Source organism: Pseudomonas sp. MWU16-30323 (assembly GCF_020515595.1).
GTDB classification, from domain to species: Bacteria; Pseudomonadota; Gammaproteobacteria; order Pseudomonadales; family Pseudomonadaceae; genus Aquipseudomonas; species Aquipseudomonas yamanorum.
In genome coordinates, this window is the sequence record NZ_JAIWYM010000005.1 from 65,257 (window position 1) to 85,889 (window position 20,633).

17 protein-coding genes are annotated in these 20,633 nt (G+C 62.0%); 8 read left to right on the forward strand and 9 right to left on the reverse strand.

Annotation, left to right across the window (positions count from 1 at the left end):
* The first annotated feature begins 166 nt into the window (after positions 1-166).
* Both LIY45_RS08245 and LIY45_RS08250 read left to right on the forward strand, forming a co-directional pair.
* Positions 167-643 carry a (2Fe-2S)-binding protein gene (locus LIY45_RS08245; RefSeq protein ID WP_226475938.1) on the forward strand — a complete coding sequence of 159 codons (477 nt, stop codon included), beginning with the start codon at positions 167-169 and terminating at the stop codon, positions 641-643.
* A 16-nt stretch (positions 644-659) separates the two neighbouring features.
* Positions 660-4,196 (forward strand): molybdopterin cofactor-binding domain-containing protein, encoded by a 3,537-nt coding sequence (locus LIY45_RS08250; RefSeq protein WP_226475939.1) that lies wholly within the window; start codon positions 660-662, stop codon positions 4,194-4,196.
* 120 nt (positions 4,197-4,316) lie between these two features.
* On the opposite strand, the gene LIY45_RS08255 is transcribed toward LIY45_RS08250, so the two are convergent.
* Positions 4,317-4,973: a TetR/AcrR family transcriptional regulator gene (locus LIY45_RS08255; protein ID WP_226475940.1), complete on the reverse strand. Its 657-nt coding sequence runs from the start codon at positions 4,971-4,973 to the stop codon at positions 4,317-4,319.
* Between the two features lie 153 nt (positions 4,974-5,126).
* Between LIY45_RS08255 and ggt the strand changes: the two genes are divergently transcribed.
* Complete coding sequence (gene ggt / locus LIY45_RS08260; protein WP_226475941.1) at positions 5,127-6,851, forward strand: gamma-glutamyltransferase; 1,725 nt, start codon at positions 5,127-5,129, stop codon at positions 6,849-6,851.
* Here the strand turns inward: ggt and LIY45_RS08265 are convergent.
* The 4 genes from LIY45_RS08265 to LIY45_RS08280 all read right to left on the reverse strand — a co-directional run bounded on the left by LIY45_RS08265 (position 6,845) and on the right by LIY45_RS08280 (position 10,916).
* Entirely contained in the window at positions 6,845-8,005 is a 1,161-nt protein-coding gene (locus LIY45_RS08265) for an NAD(P)/FAD-dependent oxidoreductase (protein WP_226475942.1), read from the reverse strand. The two genes, ggt and LIY45_RS08265, sit on opposite strands and share 7 nt — an antisense overlap.
* Positions 8,006-8,023: 18 nt before the next feature.
* Positions 8,024-8,545: an AAA family ATPase gene (locus LIY45_RS08270; protein ID WP_226475943.1), complete on the reverse strand. Its 522-nt coding sequence runs from the start codon at positions 8,543-8,545 to the stop codon at positions 8,024-8,026.
* Positions 8,542-9,105 carry a nicotinamide riboside transporter PnuC gene (pnuC, locus tag LIY45_RS08275; RefSeq protein WP_226475944.1) on the reverse strand — a complete coding sequence of 188 codons (564 nt, stop codon included), beginning with the start codon at positions 9,103-9,105 and terminating at the stop codon, positions 8,542-8,544. Before pnuC ends, LIY45_RS08270 begins: the two co-directional genes overlap by 4 nt.
* A 176-nt stretch (positions 9,106-9,281) precedes the next feature.
* Entirely contained in the window at positions 9,282-10,916 is a 1,635-nt protein-coding gene (locus LIY45_RS08280) for a methyl-accepting chemotaxis protein (RefSeq protein WP_017475614.1), read from the reverse strand.
* A 229-nt stretch (positions 10,917-11,145) separates the two neighbouring features.
* Here LIY45_RS08280 and LIY45_RS08285 point away from each other — a divergent pair, with 229 nt between their 5' ends.
* Both LIY45_RS08285 and LIY45_RS08290 read left to right on the forward strand, forming a co-directional pair.
* Positions 11,146-11,976: an undecaprenyl-diphosphate phosphatase gene (locus tag LIY45_RS08285; protein WP_003215357.1), complete on the forward strand. Its 831-nt coding sequence runs from the start codon at positions 11,146-11,148 to the stop codon at positions 11,974-11,976.
* A complete protein-coding gene (locus LIY45_RS08290) occupies positions 11,973-12,356 on the forward strand; it encodes a DUF1294 domain-containing protein (protein ID WP_226475945.1) in 384 nt (127 codons plus the stop codon). The genes LIY45_RS08285 and LIY45_RS08290 overlap by 4 nt, the downstream gene beginning before the upstream one ends.
* On the opposite strand, the gene LIY45_RS08295 is transcribed toward LIY45_RS08290, so the two are convergent.
* Entirely contained in the window at positions 12,339-12,701 is a 363-nt protein-coding gene (locus LIY45_RS08295; RefSeq protein WP_226475946.1) for an MmcQ/YjbR family DNA-binding protein, read from the reverse strand. The genes LIY45_RS08290 and LIY45_RS08295 overlap by 18 nt on opposite strands.
* Entirely contained in the window at positions 12,698-13,606 is a 909-nt protein-coding gene (locus LIY45_RS08300) for a LysR substrate-binding domain-containing protein (protein WP_226475947.1), read from the reverse strand. Before LIY45_RS08300 ends, LIY45_RS08295 begins: the two co-directional genes overlap by 4 nt.
* A 157-nt stretch (positions 13,607-13,763) precedes the next feature.
* Between LIY45_RS08300 and LIY45_RS08305 the strand changes: the two genes are divergently transcribed.
* The 3 genes from LIY45_RS08305 to LIY45_RS08315 all read left to right on the forward strand — a co-directional run bounded on the left by LIY45_RS08305 (position 13,764) and on the right by LIY45_RS08315 (position 16,699).
* On the forward strand, positions 13,764-14,702 hold the full coding sequence (locus LIY45_RS08305) for an AraC family transcriptional regulator (RefSeq protein ID WP_226475948.1): 939 nt from the start codon (positions 13,764-13,766) through the stop codon (positions 14,700-14,702).
* A gap of 120 nt (positions 14,703-14,822) precedes the next feature.
* Positions 14,823-15,434, forward strand: a complete 612-nt coding sequence (locus tag LIY45_RS08310; protein WP_177026042.1) for an FMN-dependent NADH-azoreductase — start codon at positions 14,823-14,825, stop codon at positions 15,432-15,434.
* A gap of 227 nt (positions 15,435-15,661) precedes the next feature.
* Entirely contained in the window at positions 15,662-16,699 is a 1,038-nt protein-coding gene (locus tag LIY45_RS08315; protein ID WP_226475949.1) for a dienelactone hydrolase, read from the forward strand.
* On the opposite strand, the gene LIY45_RS08320 is transcribed toward LIY45_RS08315, so the two are convergent.
* Complete coding sequence (locus LIY45_RS08320) at positions 16,693-17,877, reverse strand: MFS transporter (protein ID WP_226475950.1); 1,185 nt, start codon at positions 17,875-17,877, stop codon at positions 16,693-16,695. The two genes, LIY45_RS08315 and LIY45_RS08320, sit on opposite strands and share 7 nt — an antisense overlap.
* Before the next feature lie 1,061 nt (positions 17,878-18,938).
* Positions 18,939-20,528 (reverse strand): ABC-F family ATPase, encoded by a 1,590-nt coding sequence (locus LIY45_RS08325; RefSeq protein ID WP_008436174.1) that lies wholly within the window; start codon positions 20,526-20,528, stop codon positions 18,939-18,941.
* Positions 20,529-20,633 lie beyond the last annotated feature (105 nt).

Sequence of the window (20,633 nt, forward strand, 5' to 3'; positions counted from 1 at the left end):
GCTCCCTCGCCACAGGTATTCGTCCATGTTCTGGCACCGTTTTTGCTCTACGTTGATGTAGTAACCACTTCACCCTTCAAGTGTGTCGCGAGACCCCAGGTACGCGACGCTTTTTTTTGACTGTTTGATGTAGTGGGCACTTCACCAAAACCAACGGGCGAAGCGAATGATCAGCCAGAACATCACGGTAACGCTTGAGGTCAACGGCCACACCCGCGAAGTCAGCGCAATGGCCGACACCCCGCTGTTACTGATCCTGCGCAATGACCTGCAACTCAACGGCCCCAAATACGGCTGCGGCCTGGGGGAGTGCGGTGCGTGCACGGTGATCATCGACGGCGTGGCCGCAAGGGCCTGTGTCTTCCCGCTGTCGGGCGCCGTGGGCCGCGCCATCGTCACCCTCGAAGGCCTCGGCACCCGCGAAACCCCGCACCCGGTGCAGCAGGCCTTTATCGACGAGCAGGCCGCCCAGTGCGGCTACTGCCTCAACGGCATGATCATGACCGCCAAGGCCTTGCTCGACCGTAATCCCAACCCCAGCGAAGCCGAGGTGCGCACCGAGCTCTCGGGCAACCTCTGCCGCTGCGGCACCCATATCGAAATCCTCCGCGCGGTGCTGCGTGCCGCCCGCCAAACGCCTTGAACGTGGATCGATGACCATGACTGACGCAATCCCTTCCCGCGACCAATGGCTGGCCAAGGCCGGCGTCCTGCTGATCGTCGACGACGTGCTGCCACCTTCGGGGCCGGTGGCCAAAGGCGGCACGCCGACGATCAAGCCCAAGGAGCTGGGGCTGTTTATCGCGGTGAACGATGACGGGCTGGTGTACGCCTTTAACGGGCATGTGGACCTGGGCACCGGCATTCGCACTTCCTTGGCGCAGATCGTCGCCGAAGAACTGGACCTGACCATGGAACAGGTGCGCATGGTGCTGGGCGACACCGAACGGGCGCCGAACCAGGGCGCGACCATTGCCAGCGCAACGTTGCAGATCTCCGCAATCCCACTGCGCAATGCCGCCGCCGAAGCCCGGCGTTTCCTGCTGATGCGGGCGGCGCAACGTTGGTCGGTCAGTGCACAGAGCCTCACGGTCGACGCGGGCGTGATTACCGCTGAAGACGGACGCACCACCACCTATGGCGAACTGGTCACGGGGGAGCACGACGAACTGCGCATCAGCGGCGATGCACCGCTTAAAGCCACCGCCGATTACCGCCTGGTGGGGAAGGGCGCGGCCCGGGTGGATATCCCCGGCAAGGCCACCGGAGAGCTGACCTACGTCCACGACATGCGCGTGCCCGACATGCTTCACGGTCGGGTGATCCGCCCACCTTATGCGGGGCTGGATTGCGGTGATTTTGTCGGCAATAGCCTGCTGAACGTCGACGAATCATCCATTGCCCATATCCCGGGCATTGTCGCCGTGGTGGTGATTCGCGATTTTGTCGGTGTAGTCGCCTTGCGCGAAGAACAGGCCATCAAGGCCGCCCAGGAACTGCGGGTGCACTGGAAACCCTGGAATAACCAGCTACCGGACATGAGCGACGTGGAGCAGGCGATTCGCGATAACCCACGGGTACGCCGCACCGTGCTCGACCAGGGCAACGTCGACGCAGCCCTGGCCGCCGCCAGCCAGCGTATGCCGCGCACCTACTTGTGGCCCTACCAGATGCACGGTTCCATTGGCCCATCCTGCGGCGTGGCGGATTATCAGTCCGGGGTCAGTCGGGTCTGGTCCGGCAGCCAGAATCCACACTTGCTGCGGGCTGATCTGGCCTGGTTGCTGGAATGCCCGGAAGAGTCCATCGACGTGATCCGCATGGAGGCCGCCGGCTGCTACGGCCGCAACTGCGCCGATGACGTGTGCGCCGACGCCTTGCTGCTGTCCCGCGCCGTGGGCAAGCCGGTGCGGGTGCAACTGACCCGTGAGCAAGAACACCTGTGGGAGCCCAAGGGCACCGCGCAACTGATGGATGTCGACGGCGGCCTGAACGCCGACGGCAGCATCGCCGCCTATGACTTTGAAACCAGCTACCCGTCCAACGGCGCGCCCACCTTGGCGCTGCTGTTGACGGGTCGGGTCGAGTCCGTGGCGGCGATGTTCGAAATGGGCGACCGCACCTCGATTCCGCCCTACGACATCGACCACATGCGCGTCACCATCAACGACATGGCGCCGATCGTGCGCGCCTCGTGGATGCGCGGCGTGTCGGCGTTGCCCAACACCTTCGCCCATGAATCCTATATCGACGAACTGGCGTTCGCCGCCGGGGTCGATCCGGTGGAATACCGCCTGCGTTACCTGAAGGACGAGCGCGCCATCGACCTGGTGAAATCCACGGCCGAGCGGGCCAATTGGGCACCGCGCACCGCGCCGATGCAAACCGCCAACGAAGACCACCTGCTGCGAGGCCGGGGCTTTGCCTACGCGCGCTACATCCACAGCAAGTTCCCCGGCTTCGGCGCGGCGTGGGCGGCGTGGGTGGCGGATGTGGCCATCGACAAACAGACCGGCGATGTCTCGGTGACCCGGGTGGTGATCGGGCACGACTCGGGGATGATGATCAACCCGGCGGGGGTGCAGCATCAGATCCACGGCAATGTGATCCAGTCCACCAGCCGCGTGCTCAAGGAGCGCGTGACCTTTGAAGAGTCCACCGTGGCGAGCAAGGAGTGGGGCGGTTATCCGATCCTGACCTTCCCTGAAGTGCCGCAGATCGACGTGCTGATGATGCCGCGCCAGGACCAGCCACCGATGGGCGCCGGTGAATCCGCCTCGGTGCCCAGCGCGGCGGCGATTGCCAATGCGATCTACGACGCCACCGGCATTCGTTTTCGCGAGCTGCCGATTACTCCCGAGCGGGTATTGGCGGCGCTGAATGCAGGCACATTGGGCGAGCCGGCGAAGTCCCCGGAGAAACGCCGCAAATGGTTGTTCGGCTCATTGTTCGCGGCGTTTGGCGCGGTGCTGGGCATGGCCGCCACCGCGTGGCCGTTTCACAGCGAAATCGCCCCGATCGCACCGCCCAGCGCCGGCACCTGGTCCAAGGCCACCCTGGAGCGCGGGCGTTTGCTGGCCGCCGTGGGGGATTGCGCGGTGTGCCACACCGCGCCCGGTGGCGCCACCAATGCCGGCGGGCTGGCGATGCACACGCCGTTCGGCACGCTGTACAGCAGCAACATCACCCCGGATGAGAAGACCGGGATTGGCAACTGGTCCTACCCGGCGTTCGAGCGGGCGATGCGCGACGGCATCGGCCGCGACGGGCGCAACCTGTACCCGGCGTTTCCCTATACGGCGTTTCGCAATATCAACGATGCGGACATGCAGGCGCTGTACGCTTACCTGATGTCCCAGGCGCCAGTGAGTCAGGCGCCGGTGCCGAATGCGATGAGTTTTCCATTCAATATCCGGCCGTTGATGGCCGGCTGGAATGCACTGTTTTTGCGCCGAGGGGAAATCAGCGTGCAGCCCCAAAGAAGTGAGCAATGGAATCGCGGCGCCTATCTGGTCAACGGTTTGGGGCACTGCGCGGCGTGCCACTCGCCGCGCAACCTGATGGGGGCGGAGAAGGGCGGCAAAGCGTTCCTCGCGGGCGGCGTGGTGGATGGTTGGGACGCGCCGGCGTTGTATGGCTTGTCCAAGGCGCCGACGCCGTGGACCGAGGACCAATTGTTCACCTATCTGAGCACCGGTTATTCCGATGCCCACGGCGTCGCGACAGGGCCGATGGGGCCGGTGGTGACAGAACTGGCGAAATTGCCCAAGACCGACATCCGTGCGATGGCGGTGTACCTGGCGTCACTGAATGACAGCGGCGCCACCGAAGCACAGGTGGTGGCGGCTGTGACAGTGCCCAATGCCAACGGGCGGCGGGTATTCGAAGGCTCGTGCAAAGCCTGCCATGCCGACGGGCAGGGGCCGAAACTGTTCGGAGTCAGCCCGTCACTGGCGACCAATACCAATGTGCACAGCGATCAACCGGACAATCTGATCAAGGTGATTTTGCAAGGGATCAGCACACCGGCGACCAAGGACCTGGGTTACATGCCGGCTTTCAGGGACAGCCTGTCGAATACCCAAGTGGCGGAGCTGGCCGCCTACCTACGCGGGCGCTTTGCACCCAATGCACCGCAATGGGACAGCTTGGAGCAAAAAGTCGCTCACCTAAGAGCCAACCCGGGCACCCATTGATTCACACGGTCAAGAATGTGGGAGCGGGCTTGCTCGCGAAAGCGGTTCGTCAGTCGCCAAATGTACTGATTGATACACCGCATTCGCGAGCAAGCCCGCTCCCACATTTAGATCCAGGTTCTACCGTTGGATGGGCGGTGTCAGGCATACACCACGCAACACCAGATCACTGATAAACCCCAGCCAATCCCGCTGCTGGGTTTTGTCCGCCAAATCCTCCCCCAGAAACGAACTCAGCGTGTGCTGGTTGGAGTTATAGAAGTAGCACAACGAAGCAATCATCAAGTACACATGCTTGATGTCCACATCCTCACGAAACAGCCCCTGGGCCTGACCCGCCTCGATGATCGGCCGCAACACCCCAACCGCTTCCCCGGACAACCGCCGCAGCTCCCCGGACTGCTTCGCATGCTTGCCCTTGTGCAGGTTCTCGATACTGAGGATCGCCACAAACTCGGGATGTTTGACGTAGTAATTCCAGATAAACCCTACCAACGCCTGCAACGCTTGCACCGGCGCACTCAGGTCGAGCTTGAGTTTGCTTTCGGCTTTATTGAACTGCTCGTAGGTGTGCTCCAGCACACACACAAACAGATGCTCCTTGCTGCCGAAGTAGTAATACAACATGCGGTCGTTGGAGTCGGCCTCCCGCGAGATGCTTTCGACGCGCCCGCCGGAATAGCCGTCGCGGGTGAAGACCTTGACCGCCGCCTGGAGAATCCGCGCGCGGGTCTGGTCGGCCTGCTGGGCGCGGATACCGGTCTTCTTGATCCCCATCGAAAAGCCTCTGCTGCGCAGCGTAAAGGCCCGGAATATAGCATGGGCATTATTCCGTTACCGACAGGCTCTGTCACAAACGCGGCAAAACGCTGGGGCTTGGATCCGAAACGTATTACTTTCTAGTTCTTCTAATAAACAGAGTATGCAGGGATGAAATACCAACCGTTTACCCGAACGTTGATTGTCACCGCGTTGGTGCTGACCGTCAGCGGAGTACAGGCGGCCTCCCAGGCCCCGGTGGCTGGCGAAAATGGCATGGTGGTCACGGCTCAGCACCTCGCCACCCATGTGGGCGTGGATGTGCTCAAGGCCGGTGGCAATGCCGTGGATGCGGCGGTGGCGGTGGGCTACGCCCTGGCCGTGGTCTACCCGGCGGCCGGCAACCTGGGCGGCGGCGGTTTCATGACCGTGCAACTGGCCGATGGACGCAAGACCTTCCTCGACTTCCGCGAAAAAGCCCCGCTGGCGGCGACTGCCGACATGTACCTGGACAAGGACGGCAACGTCGTTCCGGACCTCAGTTCCAAAGGCCACCTTGCAGTCGGCGTACCCGGCACCGTATCGGGTATGGAACTGGCGTTGAGCAAATACGGCACCCTCAAGCGTGCCCAGGTGATCGCCCCGGCGATCAAGCTGGCTGAAGACGGGTTTGCCCTGGAGCAGGGCGATGTCGACCTGCTGCACACCGCAACCGACGAATTCAAGAAAGACAAAGACCTGCGCGGCATCTTCCTCCACGGCGGAGAGCCGATGCTGGTGGGCCAGAAGCTGGTGCAGAAAGACCTGGCGAAAACCCTGCGGGAAATCTCCGCCAAGGGCACCGACGGCTTCTACAAGGGCTGGGTAGCCAAGGCCATTGTCGACTCCAGCCAGTCGGGCAAAGGCATCATCACCCAGGCCGACCTGGACAACTACAAGACCCGCGAACTGGCGCCCATCGAGTGTGACTACCGTGGCTATCACGTGGTGTCCGCGCCACCACCCAGCTCCGGCGGGGTGGTCATCTGCGAAATCATGAACATCCTTGAAGGCTACCCGATGGCCGATCTTGGCTATCACTCGGCCCAGGGCCTGCACTACCAGATCGAAGCCATGCGCCACGCCTACGTCGACCGCAACAGCTACCTCGGCGACCCGGACTTCGTGCAGAACCCGGTGGAGCACCTGCTGGACAAGGACTACGCCGCCAAACTGCGCGCTGCCATCGACCCACAGAAAGCCGGGATCTCCCAGGACATCAAGCCCGGGGTTTCGCCCCACGAAGGCAATAACACTACCCACTACTCCATCGTCGACAAGTGGGGCAACGCGGTCTCGGTGACTTACACCCTCAACGACTGGTTCGGCGCCGGCGTGATGGCGAGCAAGACCGGGGTGATCCTCAACGATGAAATGGACGACTTCACCTCCAAGATCGGCGTGCCGAACATGTACGGCCTGGTCCAGGGCGAAGCCAACGCCATCGCCCCGGGCAAGACGCCGCTGTCGTCCATGAGCCCGACCATCGTCACCAAGGATGGCAAGGCGGTGATGGTGGTGGGGACGCCGGGTGGCAGCCGCATCATCACGGCCACCTTGCTGACCATCCTCAATGTGATCGACTACAAGATGAACATTCAGGAAGCCGTGGACGCGCCGCGTTTCCACCAGCAATGGCTGCCGGAGTCGACCAATATCGAGCGCTTTGCCCTGAGCCCGGATACCCAGAAAATCCTCGAAGGCTGGGGCCACAAGTTTGCCGGCCCGCAGGACGCCAACCACCTGGCGGCGATCCTGGTAGGCGCGCCGTCCCTGGATGGCAAGCCAGTGGGCAACAACCGCTTCTACGGGGCCAACGACCCACGACGCAATACCGGTTTGTCGTTGGGCTACTGAGGCGTCAACCCGTCGTACTCTTCCTGGTGGCTGCGAAAGTGCGCCAGGGAGAGGGCGATATCATCATGGGAGAGTTGGGTGGCGGCCGCTTCGGCGCTGTCACGGGCGATGGGTTCAATGCGCTCGAACATCTCGGCTTCATAGGCTTTCACCGCCGCGGAGCATGAGGTGTTCTCAATCAAATGCCGAGCCAACTCCGCAGCATCGAGCATCGCCGCATTGACGCCTTCGCCACCAAACGGTGACATCAGGTGTGCGGCATCGCCGATCAGGGTCAGGCCTGGGCGGTGTGCCCAATGATGCCCGACGGGCAGCGCGTAAATGGCCCGGGACACAAAGCGCTCGTTTGAGGCGTGCAGCAGCGCCAGGATGTCCGGGTGCCAACCTTCGAACTGCGCCAGCAGCGATTGCCGGGTCGCCTGTGGCGTCGACCCGTCGAGTTGTTGCGCTGCCCAGTCGGTAGGGACGCGGAAGATCGCATAGCCGCGCAGGTGCGCATTGGCATTGCGCTGCACGACCAGCAACCTGGCGTCTCCGGAAACGTCCAGCTTGCCTTTGCCGACGAGTCTGGCGAGAGCCGGGTGGCGGCGGTCGACGTCATCAATCCCGAACTCGATAAACGTCAGCCCGCTGTATTGCGGTTGATAGCGCGACAGCAAGGGGCGCACTTTCGACCAGGCACCGTCGGCACCGACGACCAGGTCAAACGGACCGTGGACGGTGTCCCCCTGATGCACGGTCCAGCACGTATCGCCGGCCTGGCGGATCTCGCTGACGTTGACGTCCCATTTCACGCAATCAGCAGGCAACGAATCCAGGAGGACTTGCCGCAAGGCGGTGCGGTCGACTTCCGGACGGTCGCCGGCGGCTGGACTGGGGTCTTCAAACAGCAGTCGCGCGTGTTTGTCCATCAGGCGCGAGCCTTGGTCTTCATAACGGGCGATGGTGCGGAAGGCATCTTCAAGGCCGGCTTTTTTGAGCGCCAGCTGGCCGGATTCCACATGTAAATCCAGGGTGCCGCCCTGAGGGCGTTCCAGCGGTCCGCGCTCGCGCTCGAACACGCTGATGGCAAAACCGTTGACCTTGAGAATCCGCGCCAGGGTCAGCCCGGCGGGGCCGCCACCGACAATGGCAATGCGTAACGAGCGGTTCATGAACACTGTCCTCGCCGGTTAATCCAGCAGTTGTGCCACAGCTGAAAAGGCCTGGTCCTGGCGTGCTTGCCAATCCCCACGAATGATCCGTAACGGCTGATGATGTTGCTCCAGCCAGTCAAGGCTGGCCTGGAAAAACGCCAGGCGGTCGGCAAACTCCGGCTGGCAGCGCTGGCCATCGGCGGTCCATTCCACGTCCTCCGGCGACAGCAGCAGGTGCAGGTCGTAGTGGCGGGCGAGCAGTTCGCTGTCGAGCCAGGCCGGGCAGTCGCCAAACAGGGTCTGGCTCCACAGCTTGTTGGTCAGCAGATTGGTGTCCAGGATCAGCAACGCGGGCTGCGCGGCACGGGCGGCGTCTTCCCAGGCCAGTTGGCCACGGGCGATGGCCGGGATATCGGCCAGGCGGGTATCGCGCTGGTGGTGGTCGATGAAATGGCGCACGTATTCGCCCACCATCACCCCGCCAAAATGCGCCTGCAACTGCGTGGCCAGCCAGCTTTTACCGCTGGATTCCGGGCCGGCCAATACCACGACTTTCATGGGTGCAACGCCGGGTCGGCGCGCCATTCGCGCCAGCCTTGCACGGCGATCACGGTGAACAAGGCATAGAGTGCGGCGGTGAGGTACAGGCCTTTATAGAGGAACAGGCCGACAAAGATCACATCCACGGTGATCCACAACGGCCAGCACTGCACGCGTTTTTGCGCCATCCACATCTGCGCCACCAGGCTGAAGCCGGTCAGGGCCGCGTCCAGCCAGGGTTGGGCGGCGTCGGTCCAGTGGGCCATGGCGGCCCCCAGCAACAGGCTGCCCAGGGCACCCACGGCCAGGCCTTGGAGGATCGGTTGCAGGCCGAGGCTGGTGACTTGCCGGCCTTGCTTGACCTCGCCGGCGCGGGTCCACTGCCACCAGCCGTAGAGCTGCAGGGCCGCGTAGATCACTTGCAGGAGCATGTCGGAGTAGAGCTTCACATCGAAGAAGATCCAGGTGTACAGCAGCACCATCACCAGGCCGATGGGCCAGCACCACGGATTCTGTTTAACCGTCAACCACACAGCGATCACCCCCAGGGCGGCGGCAAACAGTTCAAGCCCGGACATGGCGGTTCCTTGGGGGAGTCGAAGAGGGCGGTGATTGTAACCAGAGTGGTGGGCGCGGGGGTAGATCGTTGCCACGCTCTGGGTGGGAATGCAGTTCCGGACGCTCTGCGCAATGGTGACGCAGAGCGTCACAGGATGCGTTCCCACGCGGAGCGTGGGAACGATCTAGTCCTGGGTTAGACCTTGAATTGGTGTAGAAGGCTGTCGAGCTGTTCGCTCAGGACCTTCAAGTGTGCACTCGCCGCGCTGGACTGCTGCGCCGCCAGTGCCGTGCTGTGGGACAAACCGGCCGCCTGGGTGACGTTCTGATTGATGTCTTCCACCACATGCGCCTGCTGCAACGTGGCGCTGGCAATCGAGGCGTTCAAACCATTGAGATTGCGCAGCGCTTGCCCGATGGCAGTGAGGCTTGCGCCGGCCTGGCCCGCTTGTTCAATGGTCAGTTGCGACGCCTGGTGACTGTCGCTGATGACCTTGACCGCCGCTTCCGAATGGCCTTGCAGGCGCTCGATCATGGCCTGGATCTCAGCGGTGGATTTTTGCGTACGCTGGGCCAGCAGGCGTACTTCATCGGCCACCACCGCGAAACCACGGCCTTGCTCCCCGGCGCGGGCTGCTTCGATGGCGGCGTTGAGGGCCAGCAGGTTGGTCTGGTCGGCGATGGAGCGGATCACTTCCAGTACCCCGCCAATCTGCGTGCTTTCAGTCGACAGGGTGCGGATCACCTCCACCGCCTGGCTGATGGTGCTGGAGAGCTGGTCGATCCGTTGCAGGCTGCCGTCGATATTGAGCTGGCCCTGTTCGGCCTGCACCTGGGCATCGCGCATTTCGCTGGCGGCGTGCTCGGCATTCTTGGCCACGTCCTGCACGCCATAGGTGACTTCGTTGATCGCGGTTGCCACCAGTTCCATTTGCTGCGATTGCTGCTGGCTGCGGTCATGGGCGTCGCTGGCGTTGCTGCCCAGCTCGGTGGACGACTGGCCCAGCGCGTTGGCGCAGGTCTGCAACTGGCCGACCACTTGCCGCAACTTGGCGGTAAAGCCGTTGAAGTGGCGGGACAATTGGGTGACTTCGTCCTGGCCGTGGGTGTCGAGGGTGCGGGTCAGGTCGCTTTCGCCACTGGCGATATTGGCCATCGCATTCACCGCCTGTTGCAGCGGGCGCACGATGCTGCGGGCAATCAGCACCACCAGCAGGGCCATGATCACGGCAATCACAAGGCCGACCATTGAGGCTTTCCACACCTGGCCCCGGAACTCGCCTTGCACGTCATCGACATACACGCCGGAGCCGATGATCCAGCCCCAGGGTTCAAACAGCTGGATATACGAGGTCTTGGCCACCGGCGCATCCGCCCCGGGCTTGGGCCAGCGGTAATTCACCATCCCGGCGCCCTTGGCCTTGGCCAGGATCACGAACTCGTTGAACACCGCAAAACCGTCCGGGTCGCGGATGGCCGACAGGTTCTGGCCGTCGAGCTTGGGGTTGGCCGCGTGCATGATCATCACGGGCGTGAGGTCATTGATCCAGAAGTAATCATCCTTGCCATACCGCAGCCCGCGCACTGCGCTCAAGGCTTGTTTCTGCGCCGCTTCACGGGTCAGGACGCCGCTGGTTTCGAGGCTGTGATAATAAGTCAGGATCCCGCTGGCGGTTTGCACCACACGCTGGGTCTGCTCGCTCTTGGCCTGGTACAGGTCGCCATGAATCTGCCTGAGCATAAGCAGGCCGAGGGTTAGCAGCATCAGCACGGCGACGATCAGGATCAGCCAGAGTCGCCGGCTGATAGACATATTGCGCAAACTGTTCATGGTCCTGTCACTCCGTGTTCTTATAATTTTGGGTGCTGCATCGACTTTTCCGGCTTGTCTGATAGGCTTTCGGCCCAGAATCAAAAAACCTGAGTCCTGCCTGATTTTTCACGGAATTTTCGCAGTTCGGCCTTGATTATTTGCGCTGTGCTTGCAGCGCACTCTTCGTTAGTGAACGTCTAAAAAATATCAACGAGGCATGCCGTGGGCATGACCTTTGGGGGAATCGATGGATCTTTGGACCGCCGTACAGGCACTGATACTCGGGGTTGTAGAAGGGCTGACGGAGTTTTTGCCGATCTCCAGTACCGGGCACCAGATTATCGTCGCCGACCTGATTAACTTCGGTGGCGAGCGCTTTGAAGCGTTCAATATCATCATCCAGCTGGGTGCGATCCTGGCGGTGGTGTGGGAGTTTCGACGCAAGATCCTGGATGTGGTCATCGGCTTGCCGACCCAGCGCAATGCCCAGCGCTTCACCGTCAACCTGATCATCGCCGTGTTGCCGGCGGTGGTGCTGGGGGTGATTTTCGCCGACCTGATCAAGCACTACCTGTTCAACCCGATCACCGTTGCGGCGGCGCTGGTGGTGGGCGGCGTCATCATGTTGTGGGCCGAGCGCCGCCAACATGAAGTGCACGCCGAAACCGTCGACGACATCACCTGGAAGGACGCCATCAAGGTCGGCTTCGCCCAGTGCCTGGCGATGATCCCGGGCACCTCGCGCTCCGGTGCCACCATCATCGGTGGTCTGTTGTTCGGCTTGTCACGCAAGACCGCCACCGAGTTCTCGTTCTTCCTGGCGATGCCCACCATGGTCGGCGCGGCGGTGTATTCGGGCTACAAGTACCGTCACCTGTTCCAGCCGGATGACCTTCCTGTGTTTGCCATCGGGTTCGTCACCTCGTTCATCTTTGCGATGATCGCGGTCAAGGCGCTGCTCAAGTTCATCGCCAGCCACAGCTACGCGGCGTTTGCCTGGTACCGGATCGCCTTCGGCCTGGTGATCCTGGCCACCTGGCAGTTCGGCTGGATCGACTGGTCGGCCGTCAAGCCATGACCCTCCAGCATCCGCGCTTCAAGGCGTTGGTGTTTGCACTGTTGTGCGCCGCGCCGCTGTTTGGTTCGGCGCTGCTGTGGTACCGCGGGGTTTCGCTGATCCCGCTGGTGGCCTATGGCGTGGTCAGCCTGATGGCGTTCCTGCTGTACTGGAGCGACAAGCGCAAGGCCCGCGAAGACAGCTGGCGCACCCCGGAAAATGTCCTGCACGCCGTTGAGCTGGCAGGCGGTTGGCCGGGGGCGTTGATTGCCCAGCAGGTATTCCGCCACAAGACGCGCAAAGTGTCTTATCAGGTGGTGTTCTGGTTGATCGTGTTGCTGCACCAGGTGTTCTGGATTGATCAGTTGTTCCTGGGTGGCACGCTACTCTCGATCTTCTAGCAGCAAACCGACCTGCGTGCGCTTGGGCAGCTTGCTCACCACCAACTGGTGGGAACGTTGCAACAGGCCACGCAGTTCTTCGGCGCCCAGCGGGTAGGGCGTGTTCATGATGATCCACTGCGCCCGTGCCAGGTACGGCGCCGGGTGGATGCCCGGGCGATCCACATGGCCCAGGAACAGCTCCTTGTCGACCTTGAACGCCAGCGAGTCACCCCGCAGGTTCTGCAAGGCAAACATCTTGTTGCCGGCAATCGAAAATACCCGCACGCCGCCCCATTTGTAGTCTTCCCGCGCACCGGGCAAGCCCAGGCAAAACTCGGCGACTTGTGCTTCGGTCATTCTCATAACAAACGGTCTCCACATTCCTTGAAGGCGTTATCCAGATGGTCGATCCAGGCCCGCACGGCCGGCAACACGCCGCGCCGATGTGGGTAGACCGCCTGCAACCAGCCGCCCGGCAATGACCATTCGGGCAACAGCTGCACCAACTGGCCGCTGGCCAATTCTTCCTCGCAATACATCATGGGTAGCACGGTAAACCCCAGGCCGGCGAGGGCGCAGGCTTTGCGCACCAGGAAATCGTCGATGCCCAACCGTGCTTCCATGACCAGGTCGTGGCTGTTGCCCTCCGGACTGAGCATGCGGAAGTGCACCATGCGGTCTGCTTCCAGGGCGCCCAGCACCGGCAATTGCTTGAGGTCTTCCAGGCTGTTGATTTGCCGCTCACGCACAAAACCGGGGCTGGCGACAATCGCCGTCTGGGCCTGGCGCAGGCGCTTGGTCACCAGCAGCGGGTCTTCATCCCCGAGCTCACGCACGCGCAAGGCCACATCAATGCCTTCGGCCACCAGGTCGACGCGGCGGTTGACCAGGCTCATCTCCAACTGCACCAGCGGGTTGGCGGTGAGAAATTCCGCCACCACGGTCTGCAGGAATTGGTGAGCCAGGCCCACCGGGCTGCTGACCCGCAGCCGGCCGCGGGGTTCGCTGGACATGCTGGCCACGGCCTCATCGGCCATTTCCGCCTCCAGCAACATCGCCTGGCAGTGGCGCAGGTAGCGTTCACCCACGGCGGTCAGGGTCAGTTGGCGGGTGGTGCGTTGCAGCAAGCGGGCGCCGAGGCGCTCCTCCAGTTCGGCGATGCGCCGCGACAGCCGCGACTTGGGAATCCCCAGCAGCCGTCCGGCGGCGGCGAAACCGCCGGCTTCCACTACCTTGGCGAAATAGTAGAGGTCATTCAGATCTTGCATGGTCGGCCTATTGTCCTGTCAATGGGACGAACTATCCGCGCCTGACGTCGGCAAATCCACCCCAAAATACAGCGGTGAGCAAGCTTGCGCCTACGGTTGGCTGGCCAGTGACGGACCGACGGGTTACCTTTTGGTTTTCCCCGAACAGTGCATTCCAATGAGCCTCGAACATCCACGTACCCGCCGAATCGTCGAGCTGATGGGACAGTTGGCGCCCGTGGAGGGTTACAACCTGACGCCGCTGGATGACGTGCGTTTCCTGCGCTCCAATCGGCCCCTGACGCGGGTTCCGGTGCTTTACGACCCGGGTATTGTGATCGTATGCCAGGGCCGCAAGCGTGGTTACCTGGGGGAGGACATCTACGTTTACGACGCCCAGCACTACCTGGTGGTGTCGGTGCCGGTACCCTTCACCATGGAAACCGAGGCCAGCGAAGCAGAGCCAATGCTCGCGGTGTATTTGCGCCTGGATTTCAACCTGGCCGCCGAGCTGATGCTGGAGCTCGACGCGTTGGCCCCGCAGCCCGACGCCAGGCCCAAGGGCATGTACGCCTCGCCGATGGATGACAAGCTCAGTGAGTCGTTGCTGCGCTTTCTGGAGGCGATGAGTGTGCCAGTGGACGCGCGGGTGCTCGGGCCGACCCTGATGCGGGAAATCTACTACCGCATCATCACGGGCGAGCAGGGCGGTTCGATGCGGGCTGCACTGAATCTCCAGGGGCAGTTTGGCAAGGTGGCCCGGGCGATTCGCAAGATCCACGCGTGTTATGCGCAGCATCTGGACGTGGAAACGTTGGCCAGGGAAGCAATGATGAGCGTGCCGAGTTTTCATGCGCACTTTCGTACGGTGACTGACACCTCGCCGATGCAGTACCTGAAGTCGACACGCTTGCACCAGGCGCGGTTACTGATGCTGAGGAATGACATCAGCGCCGCCACGGCCTGCGCCAGGGTCGGGTATGAGAGCGCTTCGCAGTTCAGCCGCGAGTTCAAGCGGTTTTTTGGCCGCACGCCCCATGAAGAGATTGACTGGATGAAGCGTACCTACGCGTTACCGGCGCCCACGAGCGGGTCGATCTATGTCTCGTCACATTAGGATCACTGTCCTGTCAGTGGGACAAACAATCGCATTCTGCCCGACTAATCGTTGATTGGATTCATCTGTAGGCTGAGTTCCATTCCGTCGCCAAAGGCGATGCTTACTTGGAGATGAACCATGAAACTGTTGCATATCGATTCCAGCATCCTCGGCGACAACTCGGTTTCCCGTCAGTTGAGCGCCGGTGTCGTCAAAGCCTGGCAGGCAGCGGAGCCGGGTGTCGAAGTGGTTTATCGTGACTTGGCCGCTGACGCCATCAACCACTTCTCCGGTGTCACCCTGGGCGCCCTGGGCACTGCCGCCGAATTGCGCGATGCCGTGCAAAAACACGAAGCCGACCTGAGCGCTTCCACCCTGGCCGAATTCCTGGCAGCAGACGCCGTAGTGCTGGCTGCGCCGATGTACAACTTCACCATCCCGACCCAACTGAAAGCCTGGATCGACCGCATTGCCGTCGCCGGCCAGACGTTCCGTTACACCGAAGCAGGCCCGGAAGGCCTGTGTGGCGGCAAGAAAGTCATCATTGTTTCCACCTCCGGCGGCTTACATGTGGGCCAGCCGACGGGCGCAGCCCACGAAGACTACTTGACGGTGCTGTTGGGGTTCCTCGGGATCACCGACATCGAGTTCGTCCGTGCCCACGGCCTGGCTTACGGTGACGAGGCCCGCACCAAGGCACTGAGCGACGCCCATGTATTGATCAGCGACCAGTTGTTCGCTGCAGCGTAAGACTTGTGTAAATTTTGCTGTTCCTCGATATCAATCTGAATCGAGGCGCCTAAACTCTGTATTCTGCTCGCCTGAAAAGCGAACGGAGTACGGAGTTTTTTCGTTTACCCGCTGTCACTACTTTGGCCCAGGTTATGCACGCATGGGTAAACCCTGCCGGTCCGAGCGCCTGAACCATGGATATTTCAACAGCTACGCGGGCTTACGCAACAAAGGTGGACATCCCCATGATGCGTCTTTGTGCAGTCTTGGTTCTTTCCCTGCTCGGTGGCCTGATTTCAGTGCACGCCGCGCCCGCACCGCACCCTCATTGGAGTGTGGGCTTCCACCGCATGACCTTTCTCGACCCGCTCGATTTGCAGCCGATGAAAGCCGTCGCGTTCTATCCGTCTACGGGCCTTGAACACACCACCCATGTAGGCGCCTATAACATTGCCGCCACTGAAGACTCGAAAATCGCCATCGGCCGCTTTCCGATGTTGATGCTGTCCCACGGCAATACCGGCACACCCCTGGCCCTGCACGACCTCGCCACCTCTCTGGCGCGCAAGGGGTTCGTCGTGGTGGCGGTGCTGCACCCTGGCGACAACTACAAGGACCACAGCCGCCTGGGGACCTTGAGCAACCTGTATGGTCGCCCGATCCAGATTTCCGAGGCCATCACCGCCACCCTCGGCGACCCGATGCTGTCGCCGTTCGTCAATGTCGACCAGGTGGGTGTCATCGGTTATTCGGCCGGCGGCGAAACCGCGTTGATCCTCGCCGGTGCCAAGCCGGACCTGGACCGCCTGCGCCGCTACTGTCAACAACGCCCCGAAGACCGCGACGCCTGCACCACCAAGGGCGAACTGATCGTCGACCGTGACGATTTGCAGCCCCAGGCCGACTCGCGCATCCATGCGTTGATGTTGATGGCGCCGCTGAGCCTGATGTTTGGCCGCCACACTCTGGCGGACGTGCATGTGCCGGTGCTGCTCTACAGCGGCGACGGCGACAAGCTGGTGGCCGTGGACAAGAACGCCGAGGCCCTGGCGCGCAAACTGCCGGAACCGCCGGACTTCAAGCTGCTGGCCGGGGCAGGGCACTTCGTGTTCATGGCGCCTTGTGATGAGAGCCAGTTGGCGGCGATGCCCGCCATGTGCACCGATGCCGACGGGGTTGACCGTGAAAGCATCCACCGCGACCTGATTTCCGAGGCCGGGCGGTTCTTCAATCACACCCTTGGGCAATCCACCCGGGCGGGCCTGCAGACGGCGGATCAGTAAGCGCGGCGCTTGAGCAGCAAGGTCAGGCCCAGGCCGGTGACGGAGAGCAAAGCGGCGCAGAAGAAGATCCACGAATAGCCCAGGTTCAACGCCACCGCGCCCATCACCGGCCCGGCAATGGCCAGCGCCAGGTCAAAAAACACCGCATACGCACTCAACCCGGCGCCCCGGCTGCTGTTGGGCACTTGCTTGATTGCCTCCACGCCCAGCGCCGGGTACACCAGCGACAAGCCAAAGCCGGTCAGCCCGGCGCCGATCAAGGCCACGCCGGTGGACGGTGCCAGCCACAGCAGCGTCAGCCCCAGGGTTTCGATGGTCATGCAGGCAATCGCCGCCGTGAAGCCGCCGAAGCGGTTGATGGCCGTGATAAACACCAGGCGTGACAGGATAAAGCACACGCCAAATACCGTCAGGCACCAGGCCGCGCCGGTCCAGCCACGGCTCAGGTAGTAGAGGGTGATAAAGGTGGTGAGGGTGCCGTAGCCAATCGATGCGAGACACAGGCTGGCGCCAAACGGCGCGATACGTCCGAAGACCGCCCAGAACGGCAGCCGCTCGCCGCGTACCACGGGCACCGAAGGTTTGTTGCGAATCAGCAGCAGTCCCAGGGCGGAAAGCACCGTGAGGGCGATGCCGAGGCTGGTGTAGCCGTAGTCGGCAACCATCACCACCCCAAGCGGAGCGCCAATGGCAATCGCGCCGTAGGAGGCGATGCCGTTCCACGAGATCGAGCGTGCGGTGTGTTCGGCGCCGACTGCGCCCATGCACCAACTGATGGTGCCGACGCCGATCAGGCCCTGCGCCACCCCCAGTAATAGCCGCCCGACAATCAAGATGCCGAGGCTCAGCAACGGCAGGCTTTGCACCAGCGTGGCGATAAACGTCAGCACGCCGCTCAGCAGGATTCCGCTCAAGCCCAGCACAATGGCGCGCTTGGTGCCCACATTGTCCGACATGCGCCCGGCCATCGGGCGGCTGAGCAGCGTGGCCAGGTATTGCGAGCCGATGGTTATCCCGGCGATTACTGCACTGAAGCCCAGCTCGCCGTGGACATAGCCGGGGATTACCGCAATCGGCAGGCCGATGCAGATAAACGCGATAAAGGTGTAGAAGACGATGGAGACGATCTGCAGGGTGATCGACAAGGAGCTGGGGGCGGCGGGCTGTGGGGCAGGCATGGGAACTCGTTCGCGGGCGGGCGGTGAGTGCATCATGGCAAGGGCGTGGGGTAAAAGGAAGCAGGCTAACTATATTGGGTGTTTTTGAGGGGGCGTGCATATCCGGCTTTGGACTCATGAGTTCTCCCTGGTCCGGGACAGCTAAAGCGGGCACGGTGATAATGTGGGAGCTGTCGAGCTTTAGTGAGGCTGCGAAGGCGGCGGCATGGTCGATAAAGAGGTTGCCTGACACACCGCTATCGCAGCCTCGCTTGGGCTCGACAGCTCCCACAGGGGGCGGGGGAAGTCTGGGGCTTGTGTGTTCGGTCGCAAGTACTTGGGTTGCGCAAATCGAATGTGGGAGCTGTCGAGCTTTAGCGAGGCTGCGAAGGCGGCGGCACAGTCGATAAAGAGGTCGCCTGACACACCACTATCGCAGCCTCGCTCGGGCTCGACAGCTCCCACAGGGTTCGGGGGAAGTCTGGGAATTGTGTGTTTGATCGCAAGCACTCGGGTTGCGCAAATCGAATGTGGGAGCTGTCGAGCTTTAGCGAGGCTGCGAAGGCGGCGGCATGGTCGATAAAGAGGTTGCCTGACACACCGCTATCGCGGCCTCGCTGGGGCTCGACGGCTCCCACAGGGGATCGGGGGAAGTCTGGGAATTGTGTGTTTGATCGCAAGCACTCGGGTTGCACAAATCGAATGTGGGAGCTGTCGAGCTTTAGCGAGACTGCGAAGGCGGCGGCATGCTCGATAAGTAGATTGCCTGACACACCGCTATCGCAGCCTCGCCAGGGCTCGACAGCTCCCACAGGGTCAGGGGAAGTCTGGGAATTGTGGGTTTGATCGCAAGCACTCGGGTTGCGCAAATCGAATGTGGGAGCTGTCGAGCTTTAGCGAGGCTGCGAAGGCGGCGGCATGGTCGATAAAGAGGTTGCCTGACCCACCGCCATCGCGGCCTCGCTGGGGCTCGACGGCTCCCACAGGGGGGGAGGGGGAGGTCAGGGAGTTCCAATCCCAACCGCAAAAAAAAGCCCCATCACACTGGACGGGGCTTTTGCATTTCAAACAACTGGCAGTGCTTAGAAAACCACACCCTGACTGCGCAGGTAATCGTCATAAGTACCGCTGAAGTCGATCACACCACTCGGGCTCAGCTCGATGATGCGAGTGGCCAGGGACGAGACGAACTCACGGTCATGGCTGACGAAGATCAGCGTACCCGGGTAGTTCTCCAGCGCCAGGTTCAGCGCCTCGATGGATTCCATGTCCAAGTGGTTGGTCGGTTCGTCCATGATCAGCACGTTCGGCTTTTGCAGGATCAGCTTGCCGAACAGCATGCGGCCTTGCTCACCACCGGAAATCACCTTCACCGACTTCAGGATCTCGTCGTTGGAGAACAGCATGCGGCCCAGGGTGCCGCGAACCACTTGTTCGCCTTCCTTGGTCCAGCGGCCCATCCAGTCGAACAGGTTGGACTCGTCTTCGAAGTCCGACGCGTGGTCCTGGGCGTAGTAGCCCAGTTCAGCCGCGTCGGTCCACTTGACGGTGCCGGCATCCGGGGTCAGTTCGTTGACCAGGGTGCGCAGCAGGGTGGTCTTGCCGATACCGTTCGGGCCGATGATCGCCACGCGCTCGCCGGCTTCAACCTGGAAGCTGAAGTCCTTGAACAGTGTCTTGCCGTCAAAGCCTTTGGCCATGCGATCGACGATGACCGCCTGGCGGTGCAGCTTTTTGGTCTGGTCAAAGCGGATGAACGGGCTGACGCGGCTCGATGGCTTGACTTCGGCCAGCTGGATCTTGTCGATCGCCTTGGCGCGGGAAGTGGCCTGCTTGGCTTTCGAGGCGTTGGCCGAGAAGCGGCTGACGAAGGATTGCAGCTCGGAAATCTGCGCTTTCTTCTTGGCGTTGTCCGACAGCAACTGCTCGCGGGACTGGGTCGCCACGGTCATGTATTCGTCGTAGTTGCCCGGGAACAGGCGCAGCTCGCCGTAGTCAAGGTCGGCCATGTGGGTGCAGACGCTGTTCAGGAAGTGACGGTCGTGAGAGATGATGATCATCAGGCTGTTACGCTGGGTCAGGATGTTTTCCAGCCAGCGGATGGTGTTGATGTCCAGGTGGTTGGTGGGCTCGTCGAGCAGCAACACTTCCGGATCGGAAAACAGCGCCTGGGCCAGCAATACGCGCAGCTTCCAGCCGGGTGACACTTCGCTCATCGGGCCATTGTGCTGCTCGATGCCGATACCCAGGCCCAGCAGCAATTCGCCAGCACGGGATTCGGCGGTGTAGCCGTCCATCTCGGCGAAGTCGGTTTCCAACTCGGCCACGGCCATGCCGTCGTCTTCGGTCATTTCCGGCAGCGAGTAGATGCGATCGCGCTCGGCCTTGACCTTCCACAGCTCTTCGTGACCCATGATCACGGTGTCGAGTACGGTGAATTCTTCGTAGGCGAACTGGTCCTGGCGCAGTTTACCCAGGCGTACGTTCGGCTCGAGCATGACCTGGCCACCCGACGGGTCGAGGTCGCCACCGAGGATTTTCATGAAGGTCGACTTGCCGCAACCATTGGCGCCGATCAGGCCATAACGGTTGCCTGCGCCGAACTTGACCGAAACGTTCTCAAATAGCGGCTTGGCGCCGAACTGCATGGTGATGTTAGCTGTGGAGATCAATTACTTTACCTATCAATAGCTTGGAGTGCGCTAATGTGAGCCGGGCCCATTTTGTGGCCCAGGCCAACGGGCATACGTCGGCAGCGACATCAAGGCTTGAGGCCC

What these genes read in the sequence shown, in the direction of transcription:
- LIY45_RS08245 (WP_226475938.1), top strand. Translation starts at nt 167, where the DNA reads ATGATCAGCCAGAACATCACGGTAACGCTTGAGGTCAACGGCCACACC.
- LIY45_RS08250 (WP_226475939.1), top strand. Translation starts at nt 660, where the DNA reads ATGACTGACGCAATCCCTTCCCGCGACCAATGGCTGGCCAAGGCCGGC.
- LIY45_RS08255 (WP_226475940.1), bottom strand. Translation starts at nt 4,973, where the DNA reads ATGGGGATCAAGAAGACCGGTATCCGCGCCCAGCAGGCCGACCAGACC.
- ggt (WP_226475941.1), top strand. Translation starts at nt 5,127, where the DNA reads ATGAAATACCAACCGTTTACCCGAACGTTGATTGTCACCGCGTTGGTG.
- LIY45_RS08265 (WP_226475942.1), bottom strand. Translation starts at nt 8,005, where the DNA reads ATGAACCGCTCGTTACGCATTGCCATTGTCGGTGGCGGCCCCGCCGGG.
- LIY45_RS08270 (WP_226475943.1), bottom strand. Translation starts at nt 8,545, where the DNA reads ATGAAAGTCGTGGTATTGGCCGGCCCGGAATCCAGCGGTAAAAGCTGG.
- pnuC (WP_226475944.1), bottom strand. Translation starts at nt 9,105, where the DNA reads ATGTCCGGGCTTGAACTGTTTGCCGCCGCCCTGGGGGTGATCGCTGTG.
- LIY45_RS08280 (WP_017475614.1), bottom strand. Translation starts at nt 10,916, where the DNA reads ATGAACAGTTTGCGCAATATGTCTATCAGCCGGCGACTCTGGCTGATC.
- LIY45_RS08285 (WP_003215357.1), top strand. Translation starts at nt 11,146, where the DNA reads ATGGATCTTTGGACCGCCGTACAGGCACTGATACTCGGGGTTGTAGAA.
- LIY45_RS08290 (WP_226475945.1), top strand. Translation starts at nt 11,973, where the DNA reads ATGACCCTCCAGCATCCGCGCTTCAAGGCGTTGGTGTTTGCACTGTTG.
- LIY45_RS08295 (WP_226475946.1), bottom strand. Translation starts at nt 12,701, where the DNA reads ATGAGAATGACCGAAGCACAAGTCGCCGAGTTTTGCCTGGGCTTGCCC.
- LIY45_RS08300 (WP_226475947.1), bottom strand. Translation starts at nt 13,606, where the DNA reads ATGCAAGATCTGAATGACCTCTACTATTTCGCCAAGGTAGTGGAAGCC.
- LIY45_RS08305 (WP_226475948.1), top strand. Translation starts at nt 13,764, where the DNA reads ATGAGCCTCGAACATCCACGTACCCGCCGAATCGTCGAGCTGATGGGA.
- LIY45_RS08310 (WP_177026042.1), top strand. Translation starts at nt 14,823, where the DNA reads ATGAAACTGTTGCATATCGATTCCAGCATCCTCGGCGACAACTCGGTT.
- LIY45_RS08315 (WP_226475949.1), top strand. Translation starts at nt 15,662, where the DNA reads ATGATGCGTCTTTGTGCAGTCTTGGTTCTTTCCCTGCTCGGTGGCCTG.
- LIY45_RS08320 (WP_226475950.1), bottom strand. Translation starts at nt 17,877, where the DNA reads ATGCCTGCCCCACAGCCCGCCGCCCCCAGCTCCTTGTCGATCACCCTG.